General features: G+C 74.2%; 21 protein-coding genes. 7 read left to right on the top strand and 14 right to left on the bottom strand.

The window, feature by feature from the left end:
* Window positions 1-38 precede the first annotated feature (38 nt).
* The gene (locus AMK26_RS19620; RefSeq protein ID WP_107421008.1) at window positions 39-1028 is read right to left on the bottom strand and encodes a hypothetical protein; all 990 of its coding nucleotides are present in this window, start codon (window positions 1026-1028) and stop codon (window positions 39-41) included.
* Between the two features lie 350 nt (window positions 1029-1378).
* Between AMK26_RS19620 and AMK26_RS19615 the strand changes: the two genes are divergently transcribed.
* The 3 genes from AMK26_RS19615 to AMK26_RS19605 are packed head-to-tail and all read left to right on the top strand — an operon-like array spanning window position 1379 to window position 5348.
* A complete protein-coding gene (locus AMK26_RS19615) occupies window positions 1379-2815 on the top strand; it encodes an FGGY family carbohydrate kinase (protein WP_073755976.1) in 1437 nt (478 codons plus the stop codon).
* Complete coding sequence (locus tag AMK26_RS19610) at window positions 2812-4185, top strand: FAD-dependent oxidoreductase (protein WP_073755975.1); 1374 nt, start codon at window positions 2812-2814, stop codon at window positions 4183-4185. Before AMK26_RS19615 ends, AMK26_RS19610 begins: the two co-directional genes overlap by 4 nt.
* On the top strand, window positions 4182-5348 hold the full coding sequence (locus tag AMK26_RS19605) for an FAD-dependent oxidoreductase (RefSeq protein ID WP_073755974.1): 1167 nt from the start codon (window positions 4182-4184) through the stop codon (window positions 5346-5348). Before AMK26_RS19610 ends, AMK26_RS19605 begins: the two co-directional genes overlap by 4 nt.
* On the opposite strand, the gene AMK26_RS19600 is transcribed toward AMK26_RS19605, so the two are convergent.
* The gene (locus AMK26_RS19600; RefSeq protein WP_073755973.1) at window positions 5284-6078 is read right to left on the bottom strand and encodes a uracil-DNA glycosylase; all 795 of its coding nucleotides are present in this window, start codon (window positions 6076-6078) and stop codon (window positions 5284-5286) included. The two genes, AMK26_RS19605 and AMK26_RS19600, sit on opposite strands and share 65 nt — an antisense overlap.
* 80 nt (window positions 6079-6158) lie before the next feature.
* On the opposite strand from AMK26_RS19600, the gene AMK26_RS19595 reads away from it, so the two are divergent.
* Both AMK26_RS19595 and AMK26_RS19590 read left to right on the top strand, forming a co-directional pair.
* Window positions 6159-6638 (top strand): NUDIX domain-containing protein, encoded by a 480-nt coding sequence (locus AMK26_RS19595; protein ID WP_073755972.1) that lies wholly within the window; start codon window positions 6159-6161, stop codon window positions 6636-6638.
* Between the two features lie 65 nt (window positions 6639-6703).
* Window positions 6704-6943 (top strand): hypothetical protein, encoded by a 240-nt coding sequence (locus AMK26_RS19590; protein ID WP_073755971.1) that lies wholly within the window; start codon window positions 6704-6706, stop codon window positions 6941-6943.
* Here the strand turns inward: AMK26_RS19590 and AMK26_RS19585 are convergent.
* The 3 genes from AMK26_RS19585 to AMK26_RS19575 form a co-directional block, all read right to left on the bottom strand.
* A complete protein-coding gene (locus AMK26_RS19585) occupies window positions 6917-8170 on the bottom strand; it encodes a cytochrome P450 family protein (protein WP_073756295.1) in 1254 nt (417 codons plus the stop codon). The genes AMK26_RS19590 and AMK26_RS19585 overlap by 27 nt on opposite strands.
* Window positions 8171-8321: 151 nt before the next feature.
* A complete protein-coding gene (locus AMK26_RS19580) occupies window positions 8322-8741 on the bottom strand; it encodes a cold-shock protein (RefSeq protein WP_073755970.1) in 420 nt (139 codons plus the stop codon).
* Window positions 8742-8820: 79 nt separating this feature from the next.
* The gene (locus tag AMK26_RS19575; RefSeq protein ID WP_073755969.1) at window positions 8821-9207 is read right to left on the bottom strand and encodes a DUF4345 domain-containing protein; all 387 of its coding nucleotides are present in this window, start codon (window positions 9205-9207) and stop codon (window positions 8821-8823) included.
* 110 nt (window positions 9208-9317) lie between these two features.
* On the opposite strand from AMK26_RS19575, the gene AMK26_RS19570 reads away from it, so the two are divergent.
* Both AMK26_RS19570 and AMK26_RS19565 read left to right on the top strand, forming a co-directional pair.
* A complete protein-coding gene (locus AMK26_RS19570; protein WP_073755968.1) occupies window positions 9318-10289 on the top strand; it encodes a LysR family transcriptional regulator in 972 nt (323 codons plus the stop codon).
* 1 nt (window position 10290) lies between these two features.
* Window positions 10291-10791 (top strand): GNAT family N-acetyltransferase, encoded by a 501-nt coding sequence (locus tag AMK26_RS19565; RefSeq protein WP_073755967.1) that lies wholly within the window; start codon window positions 10291-10293, stop codon window positions 10789-10791.
* A 32-nt stretch (window positions 10792-10823) separates the two neighbouring features.
* Here the strand turns inward: AMK26_RS19565 and AMK26_RS37030 are convergent, their stop codons facing one another.
* The 9 genes from AMK26_RS37030 to AMK26_RS19525 form a co-directional block, all read right to left on the bottom strand.
* Window positions 10824-10991 (bottom strand): hypothetical protein, encoded by a 168-nt coding sequence (locus AMK26_RS37030; RefSeq protein ID WP_158071134.1) that lies wholly within the window; start codon window positions 10989-10991, stop codon window positions 10824-10826.
* Window positions 10992-11050: 59 nt separating this feature from the next.
* Window positions 11051-13177 carry an ATP-binding protein gene (locus AMK26_RS19560; RefSeq protein ID WP_143608562.1) on the bottom strand — a complete coding sequence of 709 codons (2127 nt, stop codon included), beginning with the start codon at window positions 13175-13177 and terminating at the stop codon, window positions 11051-11053.
* A gap of 214 nt (window positions 13178-13391) precedes the next feature.
* Window positions 13392-14081, bottom strand: coding sequence for a response regulator transcription factor (locus AMK26_RS19555; RefSeq protein ID WP_241837970.1), 690 nt, complete (start codon window positions 14079-14081; stop codon window positions 13392-13394).
* Window positions 14082-14129: 48 nt separating this feature from the next.
* Window positions 14130-15251, bottom strand: a complete 1122-nt coding sequence (locus AMK26_RS19550; protein ID WP_073755964.1) for an NAD(P)-dependent alcohol dehydrogenase — start codon at window positions 15249-15251, stop codon at window positions 14130-14132.
* A 17-nt stretch (window positions 15252-15268) separates the two neighbouring features.
* Window positions 15269-16807 carry a GMC family oxidoreductase N-terminal domain-containing protein gene (locus AMK26_RS19545; protein ID WP_073755963.1) on the bottom strand — a complete coding sequence of 513 codons (1539 nt, stop codon included), beginning with the start codon at window positions 16805-16807 and terminating at the stop codon, window positions 15269-15271.
* Window positions 16804-17349 carry a VOC family protein gene (locus AMK26_RS19540; RefSeq protein ID WP_073755962.1) on the bottom strand — a complete coding sequence of 182 codons (546 nt, stop codon included), beginning with the start codon at window positions 17347-17349 and terminating at the stop codon, window positions 16804-16806. The genes AMK26_RS19545 and AMK26_RS19540 overlap by 4 nt, the downstream gene beginning before the upstream one ends.
* Window positions 17346-17843: a hypothetical protein gene (locus AMK26_RS37350; RefSeq protein ID WP_073755961.1), complete on the bottom strand. Its 498-nt coding sequence runs from the start codon at window positions 17841-17843 to the stop codon at window positions 17346-17348. Before AMK26_RS37350 ends, AMK26_RS19540 begins: the two co-directional genes overlap by 4 nt.
* Window positions 17840-18544 carry a cupin domain-containing protein gene (locus tag AMK26_RS19530; protein ID WP_073755960.1) on the bottom strand — a complete coding sequence of 235 codons (705 nt, stop codon included), beginning with the start codon at window positions 18542-18544 and terminating at the stop codon, window positions 17840-17842. Before AMK26_RS19530 ends, AMK26_RS37350 begins: the two co-directional genes overlap by 4 nt.
* Window positions 18537-19733 carry a sedoheptulose 7-phosphate cyclase gene (locus AMK26_RS19525; protein WP_073755959.1) on the bottom strand — a complete coding sequence of 399 codons (1197 nt, stop codon included), beginning with the start codon at window positions 19731-19733 and terminating at the stop codon, window positions 18537-18539. Before AMK26_RS19525 ends, AMK26_RS19530 begins: the two co-directional genes overlap by 8 nt.
* Between the last annotated feature and the right edge of the window lie 6 nt (window positions 19734-19739).

The following is a 19739-nucleotide window of genomic DNA, read 5'->3' as shown; positions in this document are numbered from 1 at the left end:
GGCGCTACCTCCGAGGTGGTGGGTGGGGTGGGTGCGGGTCAGCGGGGGGAGGACAGGCAGCGGGCGCGGGCGCGGGTGAACAGCTCCTCGGCCAGGGCCTGGTCGGCGGGGTCGCGGGTGCGGTACGCCCAGGGCTGCGGGGTGTAGTAAGGGCCCAGCGCCGTGAAGACGCGGGCGGCGGCGTCGAACCGGAGGGCTCCCCACAGGGCGTGCGCCAGGTGGTTGAGGTCGAGGAGAGACTCGGCGGCGGGGTCCGTGTGGTCGAACCAGGCGTGCAGGGCCCGCTGGGCGTCACGGGCCGCGTCCTCGGTGACCCAGTGCAGGTCCAGGGCCTTCTCCTGGCCGCGCTCGCGGCGGTACCGCTCGACCCTGGCGTACAGCGGCAGGGCGTGCAGCGCGGAGCCCGCAGGCGCCGAAGCGGCGGCCCACTGGACGAAGTTGACCGCCTCCGACAGCGAGCCGCTGCCCGAGTGGCGGGCGTACAGGAACTGGAGCATCCGGTGGTACGCCTCGCGGTTGTACGGGTCGCGCTTGTCGGCCTCCGCGAGCAGGCCCCATGGTCCGGGCGGCAGCATCGGCCCGGGCGGCCGCACCCGGTGCTGCTCCATGCGCTGTTCCTCGTCCAGGACGGCGAGGGCCAGCAGGCACACCCAGGGCACCGGGTCGGCGGGGGCCGCCTGGGCGGCGGCCGAGCACGCCTCCCAGGCGAGCCGCCACAGTTCGCCGGTGCGCGGGTGCCCTTCGCGGTGGGCGCGCAGGGCGCGTTCCACGGCGACCCTGGCGTGCATGACGGTCGCGGCGGCGCTGTGGGGCTGCTCGGCGCGCCAGGCGCGGACGACGTCGGAGCCGGCGGCGACGGCCGCCAGCACCTGGGTGCGCCGGGTCCACAGGGACCGGTCGCCGGCGGTGTCCGCCAGGAGCTGGGCCATCGAGAGCCATCGTCCGGTACGCAGGTCCTGCAGCACTCCGCGCAGGGCGGCGTCGTGGCCCGCCGGGTGGTACACCGGCCGGAAGTCCTGGCCGGACATCACCCCGTCCCCGTCGGTGGGCAGGCCGGTATCGGTGTGCTGGTGGTCATGGGTCCTCTGAGCGTGCGGCGGGGGTCCGGGACGCCACGGAGAGTGGTCGGACTGCTCCATGACTACCGGCCGTTGATCGGCGATCACTATAGGGCTCCATGGACGATCCCGGTCCACTTTTGCGCAGGAAGCGAAACGATCCGAAAAAATAGGCACGTTGACGGATCATCAGGTGGCAGCGCCTCCGGTGCGTGTCCGTCCGATCACGGACGGATCTTGACGCCGGCCCCCGGGCTGGACCAGGCTTCCGTTCGACGATCTTCACCTTTCTGAGCGACATGAGCGGACGGGAGTGGGCGATGACGGGCCCCGTACTGGCCGTCGATCAGGGCACGTCGGGCACCAAGGCCCTGGTGATCTGCCCGGACCGCGGTGTGATCGGTTCCGGTACGGCACCGGTGCGCCCCCGCCACCTGCCGGACGGCCGGGCGGAGGCCGACCCGCGCGAGCTGCTCGACTCGGTCGTCGGCGCCGGGCGCCGCGCGCTGGCCGCCGCCGGGGAGCCGGTCGCCGCCGTGGGCCTGGCCAACCAGGGCGAGACGGTGCTCGCCTGGGACCCGGCCACCGGCGCGCCCCTGACGGACGCGATCGTCTGGCACGACAAGCGGGCGGAGGACATCTGCGCCGAACTCGCCCCGCACGCCGACCGGTTGCGGCAGACGACCGGGCTTCCGCTCGACCCGTACTTCGCCGCGCCGAAGATGGCCTGGATACGCCGCCATCTCACCCGGGACGGGGTGGTGACCACGAGCGACGCCTGGCTGGTGCGGCAGTTGACCGGTGAGTTCGTCACGGACGCGGCGACGGCCGGGCGCACCCAGCTCCTGGATCTGGACGCGGTCGCCTGGTCGCCGGAGGCGCTGGAGGTCTTCGGGCTGTCCGGCGAGCGGCTGCCGCGGATCGTGGACGCGGCCGGGCCCGTGGGGAGTACGGGCGTCTTCGGCGCCGACGTACCACTGACGGGGCTCCTGGTCGACCAGCAGGCGGCGCTGCTCGCCCAGGGCGCCACCGAGCCGGGAGCCGCCAAGTGCACCTACGGCACCGGGGCGTTCCTCCTCGCGCAGACCGGCGACCGGCCCCGGCGCGGCGCCTCGGGGCTGGTCGCCTGCGTGGCGTGGCGGCTCGGCGGGCGGACCAGCTACTGCCTGGACGGGCAGGTGTACACGGCCGCCTCCGCCGTGCGCTGGCTCACCGGCCTCGGGGTGATCGGCGGGGCCGCCGACCTCGACCGGGTGGGGTCCACCGTGCCGGACGCGGGCGGCGTCACGTTCGTACCGGCGCTGGCCGGGCTCGCGGCGCCGTGGTGGCGCGGGGACGTACGCGGGTCGGTGACCGGGCTCGGGCTGGACACGACGGCCGGGCACCTGGTGCGGGCCCTGTGCGAGGGCATCGCCGCCCAGGTGGTGGAGCTGGCGTCGGCGGCCGGCGCCGACCTGGGCGCGCCGCTCACCTCGCTGCGCGTCGACGGCGGGCTGACCCGGTCGGCGCTGCTGATGCAGACCCAGGCGGACCTGCTCCAACGGCCCGTCGAGGTGTCGGCGCTGCCGGACGTCACCGCGCTGGGCGCCGGCGCCCTGGCCCGCCTGGGCCTCGACCCGCTGCTGCCGCTCAAGGACGCGGTCCCGCCGTGGCGGCCGTCCACCGTGTACGAGCCGCGCGTCACGGCCGCCGAGGCCGCCGAGCGGATGGGCGCGTTCCGCGCGCAGGTCGCCGCGCTGCTGGACCGTACGCCGTGACCCCCTTCCCCGGGAAACCGTACGACGTGGTGGTCGTGGGCGCCGGAGTCGTCGGCTCGGCCATCGCCCGCGAGCTGGCCCGCTTCCCCCTGCGTACCGCGCTCGTGGACGCCGCCGCCGATGTCGGCGAGGGCACGTCGAAGGCCAACACCGCGATCCTGCACACCGGTTTCGACGCCGTCCCCGGTTCGCTGGAGGCCCGGCTCGTACGGGAGGGGCAGCGGCGGCTCGCCGCGTACGCCGCGGAGGCGGGCATCCCGGTGGAGCCGGTGGGCGCGCTGCTCGTGGCCTGGGACGAGGAGCAGCTCGCCGCGCTGCCGGGCCTGGCCCGCAAGGCGGAGGCGAACGGCTACCGGGAGGCCCGGATCATCGGCCCCGACGAGCTGTACGCGCGCGAACCGCGTCTCGGGCCGGGCGCGCTCGGCGCGCTGGACGTACCGGGCGAGAGCGTCATCTGCCCGTGGACGACGACGCTCGCGTACGCGACCCAGGCCGTGCGCGCGGGTGTGGACCTGCACCTGAACTGCCGGGTTCAGGACATCCGGCCGGGCCACGAACTGGTCACGAGCCGGGGCGTGCTGCGCACCCGGTACCTGGTCAACGCCGCCGGTCTGTACGCGGACGAGCTCGACCGGCGGCTCGGGTACCGCGACTTCACGGTGACGCCCCGGCGCGGTCAGCTGATCGTGTTCGACACGTTCGCGCGCGAGCTGGTCCGGCACATCCTGCTGCCGGTGCCGACGGCCCTCGGCAAGGGCGTGCTGATCGCCCCCACCGTGCACGGCAAGGTGCTGCTCGGGCCCACCGCCGAGGACCTCGGGGACAAGGCGGCGACCGGATCGACGGCCGAGGGGCTGGCGTTCCTGCGGGAGAAGGGCCGGCGGATCCTGCCCGCGCTGCTGGAGGAGGAGGTCACTGCGGTGTACGCGGGGCTGCGGGCGGCGACCGCGGAGGACGACTACCGGATCGTCTGCCACCCGGAGCGGCGGTACGTCACCGTCGGCGGCATCCGCTCGACGGGGCTGACGGCGTCGATGGCGATCGCCGCCCATGTGGTGGAGCTGCTGGCGGACGCGGGCCTGGAGCGGGGGCCCGCGCGGGAGCTGCCGGCGGTGCGGATGCCGAACGTGGGAGAGGCGTTTTCCCGTCCGTACACGGACGCGGAGCTGATCGCGGCGGACCGCGCGTACGGGGAGATCGTGTGCCACTGCGAGCGCGTGACGCGCGGCGAGATCCGCGACGCGCTCGCCTCCACCATCCCGCCCGCCTCGCCGGCCGGGCTGCGGCGCCGGACCCGGGCGGGCGGCGGGCGCTGCCAGGGCTACTACTGCGGGGCGGCGGTCCGGGCGCTGTTCGAGGGGGCGCGGTGACCGCCACCCGTACGGTCGATGTGCTCGTCGTCGGGGCGGGACACGCCGGGCGCGCGGCGGCCGCGCGGCTGGCCGCCCTGGGCGCGGGCACCGTGGAGGTGCTGGAGCGGGAGGCGGGCGGCGCGCCACGGCCGTCGGGAGGTGCGGTGATCCGGACGGGTGTCACCGTCACCGGCTGGGCGGGGCCGCTCACGCTCGACACGACGAGCCCGGCCGGCCTCGCACGCGTCACCGCGCGGGCGGTGATCCTGGCGACCGGGGCCCGGGAGCGTCCGCGCGCCGCACGGCTGGTGCCGGGGACGCGGCCGGCCGGTGTGCTGACCGGCGGGGAGCTGCGGCGCGCGGTGTACGGGTACGGGCAGGCCGTCGGTACGCGCGCGGTGGTCGTCGGGGCGGACGCGGCCGCCTTCGGCGCGATGCGGGCGCTGCGCCATGCGGGTGTGGAGGTGGCCGCCATCGTCACGGAGGAGGTGGGGCGGACATCCCATGGGTGGCGGCCCGCCCCCGTGCTGAGCGGGACGACGGTGACCGAACTGCTGGGCCGGGGGAGGCTGTCGGGCGTACGGCTGCGCCACCACGACGGGCGGGAGGCGACCGTGGCGTGCGACACCGTCGTCTTCACCGGCGACTGGGTCCCGGAGCACGAGCCGGCGCGGCTCGGCGGGGTGGTGCTGGACCCGGGGACGCGCGGCCCGGCGGTGGACGGCGCGTTCCGTACGTCGGTGGCGGGCGTGTTCGCGGTGGGTGACGTCCTGCACGGGGGCGAGCCGGCCGGTACGGCGGTCGCGGAGGGGCGGGCGGTGACGGGGCCGGTGCTGTCGTTCCTGTCCGGTGCGGTGTCCTGGCCGGAGCGTTCGGTTCAGGTCGTGGTGGACGCGCCGCTGCGGTGGGTGACGCCCAGCCGTATCGGTGGGCCGGCCGGCGGCGGCTTCCTGCTGCGTGCCGCTGAGCGGCTGGTCCGGCCGGTAGTGACGGTACGTCAGGAGGGCGCGGTGCTGCACCGGCAGCGGGTGTGGCGCACGGCCACCCCGTCGCGGTCGGTGGTGCTGGCGGGCGGCTGGACGGGCCGGGTGGATCCGGACGGCGGGCCCGTCCGGATCACGGTCGCAGGCCGGCCGCCAGGGCGGCACGGCTCAGCACGTCCGTCAGCATGGTGGGGGTGAGGCGGCCGGTGAAGGTGTTGCGCTGGCTGACGTGGTAGCAGCCGAACAGTTCCAGGTCCGGGCCCCCGTCGGTAGCGACCAGGGTGACGTGCGCCCCGTGCGCGAACGCGGGCCGGGGCCTGGGCACCGACCAGCCGGCCGCGGCCAGTGCGGGCAGGACGGCCTGCCAGCCGAAGGCGCCGAGGACGACGAGGGCGCGCACGGTGGGGCGCATCAGGCGCAGTTCGCCGGCCAGCCAGGCGCGGCAGGTGTCGCGTTCCTCCGGTGTGGGTTTGTTGGCGGGCGGGGCGCAGTGGACGGGGGCGGTGACCCGTACCCCGTACAGGCGCAGTCCGTCGTCGATGTGGGTGGCGTCCGGCTGGTTGGCGAGGCCGATCCGGTGCAGGGCGGCGTAGAGGACGTCGCCGGAGCGGTCGCCGGTGAACATGCGGCCGGTGCGGTTGCCGCCGTGGGCGGCCGGGGCCAGGCCGACGACGAGGAGCCGGGCGTCGTCGGGCCCGAAGCCGGGCACGGGCCTGGCCCAGTAGTCCCAGCCGGCGTAGGCGCGGCGCCCCTCGCGCGCCACCTGCTCCCGCCAGTCGACCAGGCGCGGGCAGGCCCGGCAGTGCGTGAGACGCTCGTCGAGCGCGGGAACGGAAGGGGCGCGGGCGGCCTCCCGTACGGGGTAGTCGGGCGCGTCGGGCCGCCGCTCGGCCGGCTCCGGTCCCTCTGGCCCTTCGGACACGGACATGTGACCTCTCGCTCCCTCGCTCGGGGTGATCGTTCCGACTGCCGACGCTAACCCGGGGGCGGGTGGGCACACTTTCCGGCATGACGGTGAAGCGAAGCGCGGGTCTGCTGCTGTTCCGCACCTCGGGCGGGACCCTGGAGGTGCTCATCGCCCATATGGGCGGCCCCGCCTGGGCGTCGCGCGACGCGGGGGCCTGGTCGGTCCCGAAGGGCGAGTACGAGGCCGACGAGACGCCCGAGGCCGCCGCGCGGCGCGAGTTCGTGGAGGAGCTGGGCCTGCCGGCCCCGGACGGGGAACCCGTGCCGCTCGGCGAGACCCGCCAGGCCAGCGGCAAGATCGTCACGGTGTGGGCGGTGGAGGCCGACCTGGACCCGGCGGCGGTGGTGCCGGGGACGTTCACGATGGAGTGGCCGCGCGGCTCGGGGCGGTCGCGGGAGTTCCCGGAGGTCGACCGGGTGGCGTGGTTCACGCCCGAGGAGGCGGCGCCCCGGCTCGTATCGGGACAGCAGGTGTTCCTGGAGCGGTTGGCGGAGTACGTGCGGGGGCGCGACGAAGGCTGATTGTCAGTGCCGTGCGGGACAGTGGACAGCATGGACGGCACCAACCGGTCGACAGGGAGCGAGAGATGACCACCACGCTGACCACGCAGGAGCGCGCCGCTGCCCAGGCGTACATACGGCTGATGGAGACGGCCCAGGCGGTGCTCTCCGACCCGGAGCTGGCCCCGATGGCCGGGGTGTATCTGTCGTCGCCGATGGCGGAGGCGGACGAGGCGCTGGGCCGCGCCGGTCTGACGGGCAATGAGGCGCGGCTGCTGCGCCTGGTGACCGCCCTGCGCTCACCGGGCGGCGCCGCCCCCGCGTAGCCGTACGGGCAGGGTTCGTACGCTGTTGCCCACGAAGCTCGGGAGACGGGGCAGGCTGGCTTCGGGGACGGCGAGGTCCAGGTCCGGGAAGCGGGTGAAGAGCCGTTCCAGCGCGATACCGGCCTCCAGCCGGGCCAGCGGGGCGCCCAGGCAGTAGTGCGGGCCGTGGCCGAGCGAGAGGTGGCGGGGGCCGGAGCCGCGGGCGGTGCGGGTGATGTCGAACCGGTCGGCGTCGGGCCCATGGGCCGCCGGGTCGCGGCCCGCGGCGGAGTAACCGGCCAGGACGGGGGTGCCTTTGGGGATGAGTGTGCCGTCGAGGACGAGGTCGCGGACGGGGTAGCGGAAGGGGAAGTGGCTGACGGGGCTGTCCCAGCGCAGGGTCTCCTCGACGACGCCGGCCCAGTCGGCCCGGCCGCCGAGGACCAGGTCGAGCTGGTCGCGGTGGGCGCACAGGGCGCGGACGGCGTTGGTGATGAGGTTCAGCGTGGTCTCGTGTCCGGCGACGACCATGAGGAGCAGGGTGCCGATCAGTTCCGGCTCGCCGAGCCGGTCGCCGTTCCCCTCCCGGGCGGCGATCAGGGCGCTGGTCAGGTCGTCGCCGGGGTCGGCGCGCCGGGCCGCCACGACGGCGCGGAGGGCGGCCACCATCTCCCGGTTGGCGGCCACCGCCTCCTCGGGTCCGATGTCGGTGGCGACGACCCGGCTGGAGAGGTGGTGGAGCCGGTCGTGGTGTTCGGCGTCCACGCCGAGCAGCTCGCAGATCACGCCCATGGGGAGGGGCAGGGCGAAGTGGCGGCGCAGGTCGGCGACGCCGTCACCGGCCCTGGCGGCCTGTTCCAGGCCGTCGAGGAGCCGGGCGGTCAGCGTCTCGACCCGGGGCCGCAGTTCCTCCACCCGCCGTGCGGTGAACGCCTGGCCGGCGAGCGAGCGCAACCGCCGGTGGTCGTCGCCGTCGGCGGTGATCATGCCCTGGACGGTGGCGAAGGTCCGCAGGGGCCAGCCGCCGGGTATCAGCCCGTCCTGGAGTGCGGCGAAGTGTTCGGCGCCCTTGGCCACGTCCGGGTGGGTGAGGAACTCCTTCAGCGTCTCGTGGCCGAGCACGGCCATGCCGGGGACGTCGCCGGGGAGGACGACGGGCGCGACGGCGCCCTGGGCGAGGAGCCGCGCGTTGTCCGCGTGCGGGCAGCCCCCGGCGGGGTTCATCCGGTACGGGCGTGCAGCGGTCATGAGCGGGCTCCCGTCCGTCGCAGGGAGGTCCTTCATATGAAGGACCTCCGGAAAGATCCTTCACATCGGTGCCGCCCGGCGCACGAATGTCCGGCGCACGGATGTCCGCCCCACGGGCATCCGCCCCACGGGCATCGGTCGTACGGTCCGGTCAGCCCTCGACCCAGCCGTGCGAGCGCGCCAGTTCGGCGACGCGGGTGCGCACACGCTTGAGCTGGGCGGCGGTCAGGGTGGAGTCGGCGTCGATGAGGATCTCGGTCAGCTCGGCCTGGAACTCGGCGCTGGACAGCACGTCGACGGTGTCGTCGTCCGGGGCGTCCCGCAGCACCGGGACCGGCTCGGGCTGCGGCAGCCGGCGAGTGGGCTGCTCGACCAGCCGGATCTCGGACGCCTTGGGGCCCTTGTCACCCATCTCCAGGTAGAACTCGACCTCGCGGCCCGCCTGGTACAGGTACTTGTCGTCCACCAGGTCGTTCGCGTGCATGAAAACGTCCTCGCCCCCCTCTCTGGGGACGATGAACCCGTAACCGCGGACCTCGTCGAACCGAAGGATCTTGCCCACCATCAACACAGCCATACCTCCACGCCAACACCACTGCTCTTCCACCCGGGCGCCTCCCCCCGTGAGGCGCGCCCGCTCGCCGGTGAATCTACAGCGTCGGGTGGATCCGGGTGTACCAGAACAGCATCAGAGGCGGCAGGAGCAGTTCGACACCGATGAAGGCCGTGTGCATGGCGTGCGGTGCGCCCACGTCGAGGTACGAGATCCCACGTGCCACTCCCCCGAGGAACACGGCGCCGAAGACCGCCCGGAGGGCGGGGGCGTGGCTGTCCGGGCGGCGTGCGGCGACCGCCAGGATGATGCCGAGGCTGCACCAGATCCCGGCGAAGAACCGGTAGTTGCTGTCGACGGTGGTGCTCACCTCGGGGTCGCCGGGCAGCAGCGAGGGCCCGACAATGATCTCCAGCGCGCCGGTGACCAGCACGAACACAGCGAGCAGGACCAATACCGACTGGAAACCGCGACGTGCCGACATGTCTGCTCCTCAGGTGTCCGTGCATGACCGGCTTCCATCGTCGGCCGGAGGCCTCCTCTGAGGAAGCGGAAAATGATGCGCCTCGCACCCTCATTGATACCGTCCAGGGCATGGACGGCGAGCCGGGCGGGTCCGATCCGAGTGTGCGTCAGTTGCGGCTGCTGCTCGTACTGGCCGAGGAGCTCCACTTCGGCCGGGCGGCCAGGCGCCTCTACATCAGCCAGCCGGCGTTCAGCCGCCAGATCCGCAGGCTGGAGGACCACCTGGGCGTCGTCCTCCTGGAGCGCTCCACCCGGCGCGTACAGCTGACCGCCGCCGGGGAGGCGTTGCTTCCCCGGGTCCGGGCCATGGTGGAGGCCGCCGACCAGCTGCGCGAGGCCGTGCGCGCGGAGGCCGGGGCGCCGGCGGGCCGGGTGGTCCTCGGCTGCTACATCACCGCCCTGCCGGTCATCACCGCCCTCGCCGAGCGGGTGCGCGCGCGACACCCGGGCGTGGAGGTCGTGCTGCGGGAGGTGGACTTCGTCGAGCAGACCGCCGCACTGCTGGACGGCCGGGTGGACGCCGTCGTGGCGTACGCCCCCATGCCGCCCGGCATCCAGACGCTTCCGCTGGCGACGGAACGGCAGGTGGTGTGCCTGTGGGAGAAGCATCCCCTGGCCGGCCGGACCTCCGTGTCGGTCGCGGAGCTGGCCCACCTGCCCGTCATCGGGGTGTCGCCCCTGGTGGCCCGGGTGTGGCGGGACTTCTGGGCGGCGGACCCCCGCCCGGACGGGGCGCCGGTCACGTACACCGGCCATGCGACCACCACGTTCGAGGGCGGGATGTCGGCCGTCATCCAGGGGCACGGCATCCGTTTCGTGTCGGCCGGCTGCCGCGAGCTGTTTCCCCGGCCGGGGATCCGTTATGTCGACGTGTCGGACACGCCCGTGTACACGGCGGTGCTCGCCTGGTCATCCGCTCGCCGCGACACACCGGAGGTCGCCGCGCTGCGTCTCGCGGCGGGCGGCATGGTGGGGAGGGGAAGGACCGACCCGAACCCTCGCTGGTGGCACACCGAGCACACCGAGTCCAAAGGGGATTGACATGCCGATGATGCGCCGGGCGCGCGTGTCCGACCATCGCACGCTCGTCGAGTGCGTGCACAGGTGGTGGGGCGATTCGCGTACGCCCGCGGAGGCCCGTGAGCTGTCCCTGCTGCTGCCGAGGCTGTTCCTGCAGTGCTTCGCGGGTACGAGCCTGGTGGCCGAGGACAGTACGGGGGTCAAGGCGTTCCTGGTGGGCCTGTATTCCGGCGACAACGAGGAGGACGCCTACATCCACTTCGTGGGGGTCGATCCGGCGCTGCGGGGGCGGGGCCTGGCGCGCGGGCTGTACACGGCGTTCTTCGATCGTGCCGCGGAGGCGGGGCGGCGGGAGGTGCGGGCGGTGACATCTCCGGGGAACACCGGATCGATCGCGTTCCACCGGGCGCTGGGCTTCAGTCTGGTGGCGAGCGACGACGAGGTCGAGGGGGTGCCCGTGCACCGCGACTACGACGGGCCCGGGCAGGACCGGGTCTGCTTCCGCAGGAAGATCGAGGTGTGACGAGCGGGCCCGGGGGTTCCCGGGCCCGCGCGCTAGCCGCCCTTCTTGCAGATCGGTATGCAACCGGCCGCCTTGGTGACGCCCTCCTGTCTGCGCATCCGTCGCACGGCCCAGGGGATGCTGATCAGGGCTGCCGCCGCGGCGGTGGCGGCGCCTGCGGCCTTGGCCTTCGAGGACCGGGGTCGGCTGGTGCGGGCCATGAGGGACTCCTTCGGTGGGCTTCAGGTCGGTGTCGCTCGAGCGGGGGTTGCCCCGTCCCTCATGAGTCTGGGCGGTCCCGGGTCTCGGGTGCATGGGGCTGAGGTCCCGTCGTTGTCCCAGAGGCGATCGGCCTGGTCGCGACGGCGGAGGCCGGGCGGGAGGGGAACACGGCACGGACGACCGTCCCGTCGGCGCTGCTGGTGAGGGTGAAACGGCCGCCGAGCTCGTCGGAGCGTTCCGCCATGGAACGCAGGCCCACCCCGGCGTGCTGCTGGTGGTCGGAGAAGCCGTCGCCGTTGTCGTGGACCTGGACGGTGACGGTGTCGTCGGCGACGGTGACCATGGCGTGGGCGTGGTCGGCGTGGGAGTGGCGTACGGCGTTGTTGAGCGCCTCGGCGGTGATGCGGTACACGGCCACTTCGAGCGCGGCGGAGAGCCGGGGCAGCGGGTCGGGGCGTACGGTCACGGAGATGCTCAGCGTACGGCTGCTGAGGTGCTCGCCGAGCTGCCGCAGCGCCCGGGACAGGTCGGCGCCGTCCAGCGCGGCGGGCGCCAGGCCGTCGGTGATGTGGCGCAGCTCCCGGATGGCGCGGCCGATGCCCTCGGAGACGGTGAGCAGGGGGCCGGCGACATCGGGCTGGGCGGTGCAGCGTACCGCGTCGACCTGGAGGCGGAGGCCCGACAGGGCGGGGCCGAGGCCGTCGTGCAGATCGTGCCGCAGGCGGCGCCGCTCCTCCTCGCGGGCGACGATGATCTGCTCGCGGCTGCTCTGGAGGTCCTCGTACAGCCGCAGCGACGCGATCGCGGGGGCGGCGTGGTCGGCGAGCACCTGGACGGCTTCCCGGTCCTGCGGGTCCAGTGCGAGCTCGCCGGGGCGCGGGGGCACCGTCAGGCGGCCTATCTCCTCGCCCTGGTAGCAGAGCGGGAAGTTCTCGCCCGCCGGGCCGAGGTGGCCGAGGGCGACCAGTTCACGCGGGCCGTGGTGGGTGTCCACGGTCAGGGCGGCGGCGCTCAGGCCCAGCGTGTGCACGACCGTGGCGCACAGCAGCCGTGGCGCCTCGCCCGGGTCGGGTGCCTTGCTCAGGCGGTCGGCGAGGTCGCGGACGACCTGGTACGGCTGGGCGCGGGCGCCGTAGTAGTAGCGGTCGACGACACGGGACGCCCAGCGGGCGGTGGGGCGCAGCAGCGCCCCGATCAGCAGGGCGACGGCGAAGGGCAGCAGGGTCGAGCCGTCGAGGTCCCGGAGCCCGGCGTTCCAGACGAGCAGTCCGCCGGCGCCATACACCAGGAACAGGACGAAGGTCAGCACGAGGGCCGTCAGGATGCGGCGGGCCGCCCGGTCCAGGTGCCAGGCCCGTTCGCGGAGGTCGATGAAGGCGAGGGCGGCCGGCCAGACGGCCGCGCCCAGGTACTGCACCGCGTAGACGACGGTCCGCGGGGTGTCGGCGTAGGCGCCGAAGTACATGACGGCGAGCCACACCAGGTACGGCAGGGCCAGGAAGTAGTTGCCGCGCCCCGCCGCCGGTGTGCGGTACCAGCGGACCACCAGGATGAGCAGGGCCGCGCCGGCGGCGAACGGCGGCACCCACTCGATCGCCGGGACCATCACGGGTGCGGCCCACTGCCCGAGCCCCGCCCAGCCGCCACCGGCGAGGGGGTTGTCCATGTACCAGGTGTCGAGCTGGATGAACTCGTACAGCTGCTGTGCGAAGCTCCACACCGTCAGGGCGATCGCGTAGGCCCTGGCCCATCCGCGGGGGAACCGGCCGTCGGGGAGCCACAGCGGGAGGGTGTAGACGACCGTTCCGAACAGGGCGTAGCCCGTCACGTCGACGAGTATCAGGACGGTCGCGACCGCCGGGGGGACTCCGGCGAGCCCTGCCGTCAGGGACAGGGCCGCGCCGCCCGCGAAGACGCCGCCGGTGGACAGCAGCAGCCAGCCCAGGGCGAGTCCGGAGCCGCGCGCGACGAGTGCCATGCCGGACAGGGCGAGCCCCATGGCCAGCAGGGCGCCGATGGCCGCGTAGTGGAGGGTGATGGTGTCCAGGACCGGATGGACGGGATGGACGAGGACGAGCGTCACCCACAGGAATCCGGAGAGCATCGCCACCACGCACACCACATAGGCGGGGAGAGCGGCAGGACCGGCTCCGGGAGTCCCCCTGGTGGTCTGCGGTCGAGGCATCTCACGCTCCTCGCGGTCGGTGCTCCCGTTCACGTTCAGGGTGGGCGGCCCGCTGTCCCGGCCGCATGAGGTGGATGTCCCATCCCCGGTCCCGCCCCGGTCCCGCCTGGTTCCGGGCCGGTCCCGCACTGGTTCCGGGCCGGCGCCTCCTGGGCCGGTGCCCCGGGCCGGTGTCCTGGTTCCGGGCAGCGGTCCCCGGGCAGGGGCGGTGGAGTCAGGCGTCCTCGCCGAGGCCGGCGTCCCGGGCGCGGGCGACGGCCTCGGCGCGGGTGGCCACATGCAGCTTTTCGAAGATGTGCGTGATGTGGTTGCGCACGGTCTTCTCCGACAGCACCAGCTCGCGGGCGATCCGGCGGTTGTCGAAACCGCGGGCGATCAGCTCCAGGACCTCCACCTCACGCGCCGTCAGCGCCGGGAAGAGCTGCTCGGCGTCGCGCCGCCGGCTGCCGGAGACCAGCCCCGTCAGGCGGGCGGCGACTCCGGCGCCGAACACGGCGCCGCCTGCCGCGACGGTACGCACGGCGTGCAGCACCTCGTCCGCGCTCGCGCCCTTGACGACGTAGCCGCGCGCGCCCGCCTGGAGCGCGGCGAGCAGGTCGCCGTCGTCGTCGGACATGGTGAGGGTGAGGACCGGCAACCCGGGATGGAGCTCGGCGAGCCGGCGGATCGCCTCGATGCCGGAGCCGTCCGGAAGGGACAGGTCCATCACGACGACGTCCGGTCGGCACCGTCCCACCGCGTCGGGCACTTCGGCGACGGTCTCGGCCTCGCCGACCACCAGTACCTCGCCGAGGTTCTCCAGCGCGGACTTCAGGCCGTTCCGGAACAGCGGGTGGTCTTCGACGATGAGCGTGCGGAGCACGGGCCGCTCCGCCGCGTCCGGAGTTTCACCTTCTTCACTCACACTGCAGACGGTAAGTGATCTTTGTGACGGAGGCATATTTTTGAGGCATTAGGGCATGGTCAGCACCGGTTTGACGACCTTGCCGCTCGTCGCGGCCGCCGCGGCTTCCTCGATCGCGGCGAAGGGGAACGTCTCCACGATCGCGTCGACGGGCAGGCGCCCGGCCCGGTACAGGTCCAGCAGGGCCGGGATGGACACGCGCGGCACGACACCGCCCTGGTTCACGCCGACGATCCGCGGCCCCCGGTCGAGCATCCGCGGTACGTCCAGACACACGTCCGTCCCGGCGGGCGGGGCGCCGACCACCCCGCACACGCCCCCGACGGCGAGACCGTCCACCGCCTGGCGCAGCACGCGCGGCAGACCGCTCGTCTCCAGTGCCCGGTCCGCGCCGCGCCCGCCCGTCAGGTCCCGCACCACCTCCAGGGGGTCGGCGTCGCCCGGGTCGACCGCGTCGGTGGCGCCCAGCCGGAGAGCCAGGGCCCGCCGCCCCGCGTCGGGGTCGACCGCGACGACCCGGGTGGCGGCGGTGAGCCGGGCGGCCATGACGGCGGCCAGGCCCACCGATCCGGTGCCGTACACGGCGAGGGTGTGGCCCGGCTCGGGGCGCAGCACGTTGAGCACGGCGCCCGCCCCGGTCTGGACGCCGCAGCCGAACGGGGCGACGACCTGGGGCGGCAGGTCTCCGGGCACGGGCACCACATCGCGTACGGAGGCGAGGGCGAGCGTCGCGAACGAGGACTGGCCGAAGAAGTGTCCGTGCAGCGGGGCGTCCGCGTGCCGGCCCGTTCCGCGCAGGGTGGGGCTGCCGTCCAGGCGGCTGCCGCCGAACAGGTTCAGCGCCGGCCAGTGGGCGCATCTGACCGGGTGGCCCGTCAGGCACTCCGGGCAGGCCCCGCACGAGGCGAAGCTCATCACGACGGTGTCGCCGGGCGCGACGGAGGTGACGGCGGCGCCGACGGCCTCGACCGTGCCGGTGCCCTCGTGGCCGAGGACGGCGGGCAGGGGGAAGGGGGTGTGCCCGGCGCGGACGCTGAGGTCGGTGTGGCAGATGCCGACGGCGCGTACGCGCACGAGGACCTCGTCCGGGCGGGGCGCGTCGACCCGTATCTCTTCGAGGGTGAAGGCGTGGCCGGGGGCACGGACCACTGCGGCGGTGGCGGAAGGCATGGGGCTCTCCTTACGTGTCAGGGCAGCACGCCGCCTTCGCGGGCGGTACGCAGTGCCTGGGCGGCGATGGTCAGCGTCGGGTTGACGGCGGCGGAGGAGGGGAAGAAGCCGCCGTCGACGACGAACAGGTTGCGGACCTGGTGGCTGCGGCAGTGCGGGTCGAGGACGGAGCGGGTCTCGTCGAGTCCGGCGACCGTCGTGCCGCACTGATGGCCGGTGGCCTCCACGCCCATCCGGCGGCGCAGCACCAGCGGGTAGCCGGCGCGCCGCATCATGCGGGCCGCGCCGCGCACCAGGCCGCGGTGAGCGCGGGTGTTGGTGGGCCGCCGGCGCAGGATGACACCGCCGTCCGGGCCGGGCAGGACCCGGTTGTCCGGGTCGGGCAGGTCCTCGGACATCACCCACCAGTCCACGCTGCGCGCGGCCACGGCGCCGAGGATCCGGCGCGGCACGTGCGGGTGGGAGGCGGCCAGCGCGGCCTCGTGGACCTTCCCCATCAGCTGGAGGTTGCCGAGGGGGTGGTAGAAGTCGTTGACGGCAAGGGTCTTCTGGAACGTCACGGGGTTGCGGCGCCGGGGGTCGACGGCCATGAGCACGCTGTTGTTGTGCACCATCAGGTTGCGGCCGACGAGCCCGCTGCCATTGGCCAGCCCGTCCGGGTGCGCCGCCCCGCCCGAACGCAGCAGCAGGGCAGCGGAGTTGATGGCCCCGCAGGACACCACCACGGTGCCCGCCCAGATGCGTACGGTCCTACCGCCCCGTTCGGCGTCGACGGCGGTGACCCGGCGCCCGGCCGGGTCGGTCAGCAGCCGCTCGGCCCTGGTACGGGTCAGCAGCCGGACCGTCCCGGTGCGCAGCGCGGGCCGCAGCGCACGGGTCTCCGCGTCGCTCTTGGCGTCGACGCGGCACGGGAAGGCGTCACACGTACCGCAGCGGAGGCAGGCGCCGCGTGCGGCCAGGTCGATGCCCAGCTCGACCGGGAAGGGGTGCAGCCCCTGGTCCGTCAGCTTGGCCGCCAGCTCGCCGATGACCGGCTCGTGCGGGACGGGCGGATGGGGATACGGCTCCGAGCGCGGCGGCGCCGTCGGGTCGGCGCCGTCCTGGCCGTGGACGCGGTAGAGGCGTTCGGCCTCGGCGTAGTACGGCTCCAGGTCGGCGTACGAGAACGGCCAGCCGGGCGAGGTCCCTTCGAGCTGCTCGGTGGCGTCGAAGTCGCTGACGCGGAGCCGGGGCAGGGCGGCGCCGTACACCTTGGTGGTGCCGCCCACGTAGTAGTGGTTGGCGGGGGTGAAGGGGCGGCCGTCGGCGGTGTGCCAGGTGCCCGCATTGTGGTAGCGGCCCTCGCCGAAGACCGCGTCGGGCGACCAGTTGGCCTCCTCGTGGGGGAGGAAGCCGCCGCGTTCGACGACCAGGACGCGGGCGCCGGTGGAGGCCAGGGCCCAGGCGAGGGTGGAGCCCCCGGCGCCCGATCCGATGACGGCGACGTCGGCGTCGTAGGTGTCCTGCTCCTGGATGACGACGGGCGGAGCGCCCCGCCCCCAGATGGTCCCGTTCATGAGGTGCCTCCCGCGGGGTCGAACAGACGGACCGGTGTCTCGTGGTGGTATGGCAGCCGGGCGGGCGCCTGGACGAGTTCGATGTGCAGGCCGATGGGGGTGCGGAGGTAGAGGAAGCGGGTCCCGGCGATCGGCCCGTCGCCGACCGTCTGCGGCTCGCCGAGCGGGCGGACCCCGTCGTGCGCGGTGAGCCGGCGCAGCGAGGCGTCGAAGTCGTCGGTCCACAGGGCGAGGTGGTGGCCGCCCCAGTCGCTGTTGCGGGGGTACGCCCGGCGCTGGCCGGGCGCCTCGTACGCGAACAGCTCGACGTTGGTGACCGGGCCGAGGCGCAGCATGGCGATGTGGGCGACGGCGTGCGGGTGGACGCCCAGCTGGCGGGCCATCCACTGCCCGTCCGGGTCGGCTATCGGGCCGGTCCGGTAGGCGAGTTCGGCGCCGAGGACGCCGGTGAAGAAGCCGACCGCCTCGTCGAGGTCGGGCACCGTGTAGGCGACGTGGTGGACGGCGGTGACGCCGGGCACCAGCTGCGGGTGTGCGGTCATGACGGGTGCTCCTCGGGGATGCTGGGGGTACGGGGCGGCAGGGTGCGGGTGACGGCGGGCGGGGTGAGGGTGAGGCACAGCAGGGCGGCGCCGTCCGGGCCGGCGGTGAGCCGGACGCGGTCCCCGTGCCGGCCGAGGACGAGGGCGCGCGCGGTGAGCGGCGCGGGGGCGTCACGGACGGGGCCGTCGGGCGGGGCGCCGGGCGCGTCCTCGGGCGGGGCGCCGGGCGGGGCGCCGGGCGGGGCGCCGGGCGGGGCGTCCGCCGTGACATCGGGCGTGACATCGGGCGTGACCGAGCCCGACAGGACGTACCAGGCGGCTTCGGTGCCGTCCCGGCCGGACAGGTCCAGGCGGGTGCCGGGGTCGAGGCGTACCTCGTCGAAGGCCTCGCACTCGCTGTGGAGCATGCCGCGCCGGGCGAGGCAGCGGATGGTGGTCCGTTCGCCGCCGGGGCCGAGGAGGACGGAGGCCCGGTCGCCGGAGTGGATGATCACTGGGGTCCCTCCGGTACGGCGAGCGCGGCGTGGAAGTACTCCAGCCCCTCCGAGCCCGCGCTCAGCCACACGGATGTGCCGAGCGGCAGGGTGAGGGCGGTGCCCCGCGTCACGGACACGTGCCGGCCCGTGGCGCGGGCGGTGCCCGACCCTCCGGTGATGAACACGGTGTGCTCCTCGCCGTGGGCGTCGAGCGCGGTGCTGCCGCCGGCCGGCAGTCGGGTGAGGCGGACCGTGCGCAGGGGGCCGGTGAGGACGGTGGAGGCGTCCAGCGGGCCGTGGCGGCGCAGGTCACGGATGACGGCACTGCGGTGACGGTCCATCTGCTGCTCCTTCGTGGTGTCCGTGGTGGTGAGTTCGACGACGAGCCAGGCCAGGGGCCGGCGCCCGGTGTTGCGCAGCGCGTGGCGGGTGCCGAGGCCCGTCAGGACGGTGTCGCCCGCCCTGACGGGGAGCGGGCGTCCGTCGAGGGTGATCTCGCCGCGCCCGGAGAGCAGGAAGTACAGCTCCTCGGTGCGGGAGTGCAGGTGCTCCCCGCTCACCCCGCCCGGCGGCAGCCAGGCCCATTCGACGGCCTCCCAGCCGCCGTGGAGCCCGGTGCGGCGGGCGAGGCACGTCCAGCGGGAGTGACCTTCGGCGGCGTGTACGCCGTGGACGTCGGCGGGGGCGTGCACATCGGCGACGACGACTGCCTCACGCATGGGAGGTCACCTCCCCCAGGGCGGCCAGGTCACCGGCCGCGCGGGCCAGTTCGCCGGTGGTGAGGTCGTTGACGAACACGGAGCCGCCGATGCCGACCGGCAGCGGCAGGCGCTGCTTGCCGTCGCGGTGGCGGACGGTGTCGGCGAGCGCCTCCTTGAGGACGCCCGGTTCGCACAGGGGGTGCGTGACGGGCAGCCTGAGGGTGCGCATCACGTTCAGGACGCGGTCGCGCTGATCCGTGCTCATCAGGCCCCGCCGGCAGGCGATGACGGTGGTGAGCGCCATGTCGAGGGCGACGGCCTCGCCGTGCAGCAGGGCGGGCAGGGCCCGCATCTCCAGCGTGGGGCTGAAGGAGTGCCCGTAGTCCACGACGCGTTCCAGCTTGTGTTCCCACAGGTTGTCGTGGAGTTCTTCGAGCATGCCGTGCACGGCTCTGCCCAGGACCTCGTCGCCCGTCGCCCCGGCCGGCTGGAAGTGGTCGGCGACGAGCCGGGCGCCATGGGTCTCCAGCAGTGCGAAGAGGTCGGCGTCCTTGATCAGGGCGATCTTCAGGATTTCCGCCATGCCGTTGCTGACGTGCCGCTCGTCCAGGGTGGCGAGGAAGCCGGGGTCGAGCAGGGTCTCGGTGGCGGGGTGGTAGGTGCCGAGCCGGTTCTTGCCGGTGCCGAAGTTGACGCCGGTCTTGGCGCCGACGCCGGCGTCGACCAGCCCGATGAGGGTGGTGGGTACGCGGACGTAGGGGGTGCTGCGCCGGTACAGGCTGCACGCCAGGCCGACGATGTCGAGCAGCACGCCGCCGCCGACCGCGACGACCGGCTCCCGGCGGCGGTCCAGGCCGAACCGGTCCATCGCGGCGACCACGGAGAAGACGGAGTCCATGGTCTTGAGCCGCTCGTGGGCGGGCAGCACGTGGATCGCGTACTCGTCGTGGCCGCGCGCGTCGCAGTAGGCGCGGATCAGGTCGCCGTACAGCATGTCGACGCGTTCCTCGACGACGAGGAGCCGCCGGGCCGGGGCCGGGCCGCCGTCGACGGCTCCGGCCTTGGCGAGGGCGCTGTTGGACGGGTTGAAGACGCCGGGCGCGAAGCCGACGCGGTAGCTGACCGGTTTGGCGGTGCTGACGGTCCAGCTGCGGACCGGGCCGCCGTGGGTGAACAGTCCGTGCGGGTCGGTGTGGTGGGCGAACATGGTTCT

Source organism: Streptomyces sp. CB03234 (assembly GCF_001905885.1).
GTDB lineage: Bacteria > Actinomycetota > Actinomycetes > Streptomycetales > Streptomycetaceae > Streptomyces.
Note: the sequence above shows the minus strand (reverse complement) of the source record. Positions and strands in the feature narration are given on the sequence as shown.

Bases quoted from the DNA above. Each gene is read 5' to 3' on its own strand.
- AMK26_RS19620 (WP_107421008.1), bottom strand. From the start codon at position 1,028: ATGTCCGGCCAGGACTTCCGGCCGGTGTACCACCCGGCGGGCCACGAC.
- AMK26_RS19615 (WP_073755976.1), top strand. From the start codon at position 1,379: ATGACGGGCCCCGTACTGGCCGTCGATCAGGGCACGTCGGGCACCAAG.
- AMK26_RS19600 (WP_073755973.1), bottom strand. From the start codon at position 6,078: ATGTCCGTGTCCGAAGGGCCAGAGGGACCGGAGCCGGCCGAGCGGCGG.
- AMK26_RS19595 (WP_073755972.1), top strand. From the start codon at position 6,159: ATGACGGTGAAGCGAAGCGCGGGTCTGCTGCTGTTCCGCACCTCGGGC.
- AMK26_RS19590 (WP_073755971.1), top strand. From the start codon at position 6,704: ATGACCACCACGCTGACCACGCAGGAGCGCGCCGCTGCCCAGGCGTAC.
- AMK26_RS19585 (WP_073756295.1), bottom strand. From the start codon at position 8,170: ATGACCGCTGCACGCCCGTACCGGATGAACCCCGCCGGGGGCTGCCCG.
- AMK26_RS19575 (WP_073755969.1), bottom strand. From the start codon at position 9,207: ATGTCGGCACGTCGCGGTTTCCAGTCGGTATTGGTCCTGCTCGCTGTG.
- AMK26_RS19570 (WP_073755968.1), top strand. From the start codon at position 9,318: ATGGACGGCGAGCCGGGCGGGTCCGATCCGAGTGTGCGTCAGTTGCGG.
- AMK26_RS19565 (WP_073755967.1), top strand. From the start codon at position 10,291: ATGCCGATGATGCGCCGGGCGCGCGTGTCCGACCATCGCACGCTCGTC.
- AMK26_RS37030 (WP_158071134.1), bottom strand. From the start codon at position 10,991: ATGGCCCGCACCAGCCGACCCCGGTCCTCGAAGGCCAAGGCCGCAGGC.
- AMK26_RS19560 (WP_143608562.1), bottom strand. From the start codon at position 13,177: ATGCCTCGACCGCAGACCACCAGGGGGACTCCCGGAGCCGGTCCTGCC.
- AMK26_RS19550 (WP_073755964.1), bottom strand. From the start codon at position 15,251: ATGCCTTCCGCCACCGCCGCAGTGGTCCGTGCCCCCGGCCACGCCTTC.
- AMK26_RS19545 (WP_073755963.1), bottom strand. From the start codon at position 16,807: ATGAACGGGACCATCTGGGGGCGGGGCGCTCCGCCCGTCGTCATCCAG.
- AMK26_RS19540 (WP_073755962.1), bottom strand. From the start codon at position 17,349: ATGACCGCACACCCGCAGCTGGTGCCCGGCGTCACCGCCGTCCACCAC.
- AMK26_RS19530 (WP_073755960.1), bottom strand. From the start codon at position 18,544: ATGCGTGAGGCAGTCGTCGTCGCCGATGTGCACGCCCCCGCCGACGTC.
- AMK26_RS19525 (WP_073755959.1), bottom strand. From the start codon at position 19,733: ATGTTCGCCCACCACACCGACCCGCACGGACTGTTCACCCACGGCGGC.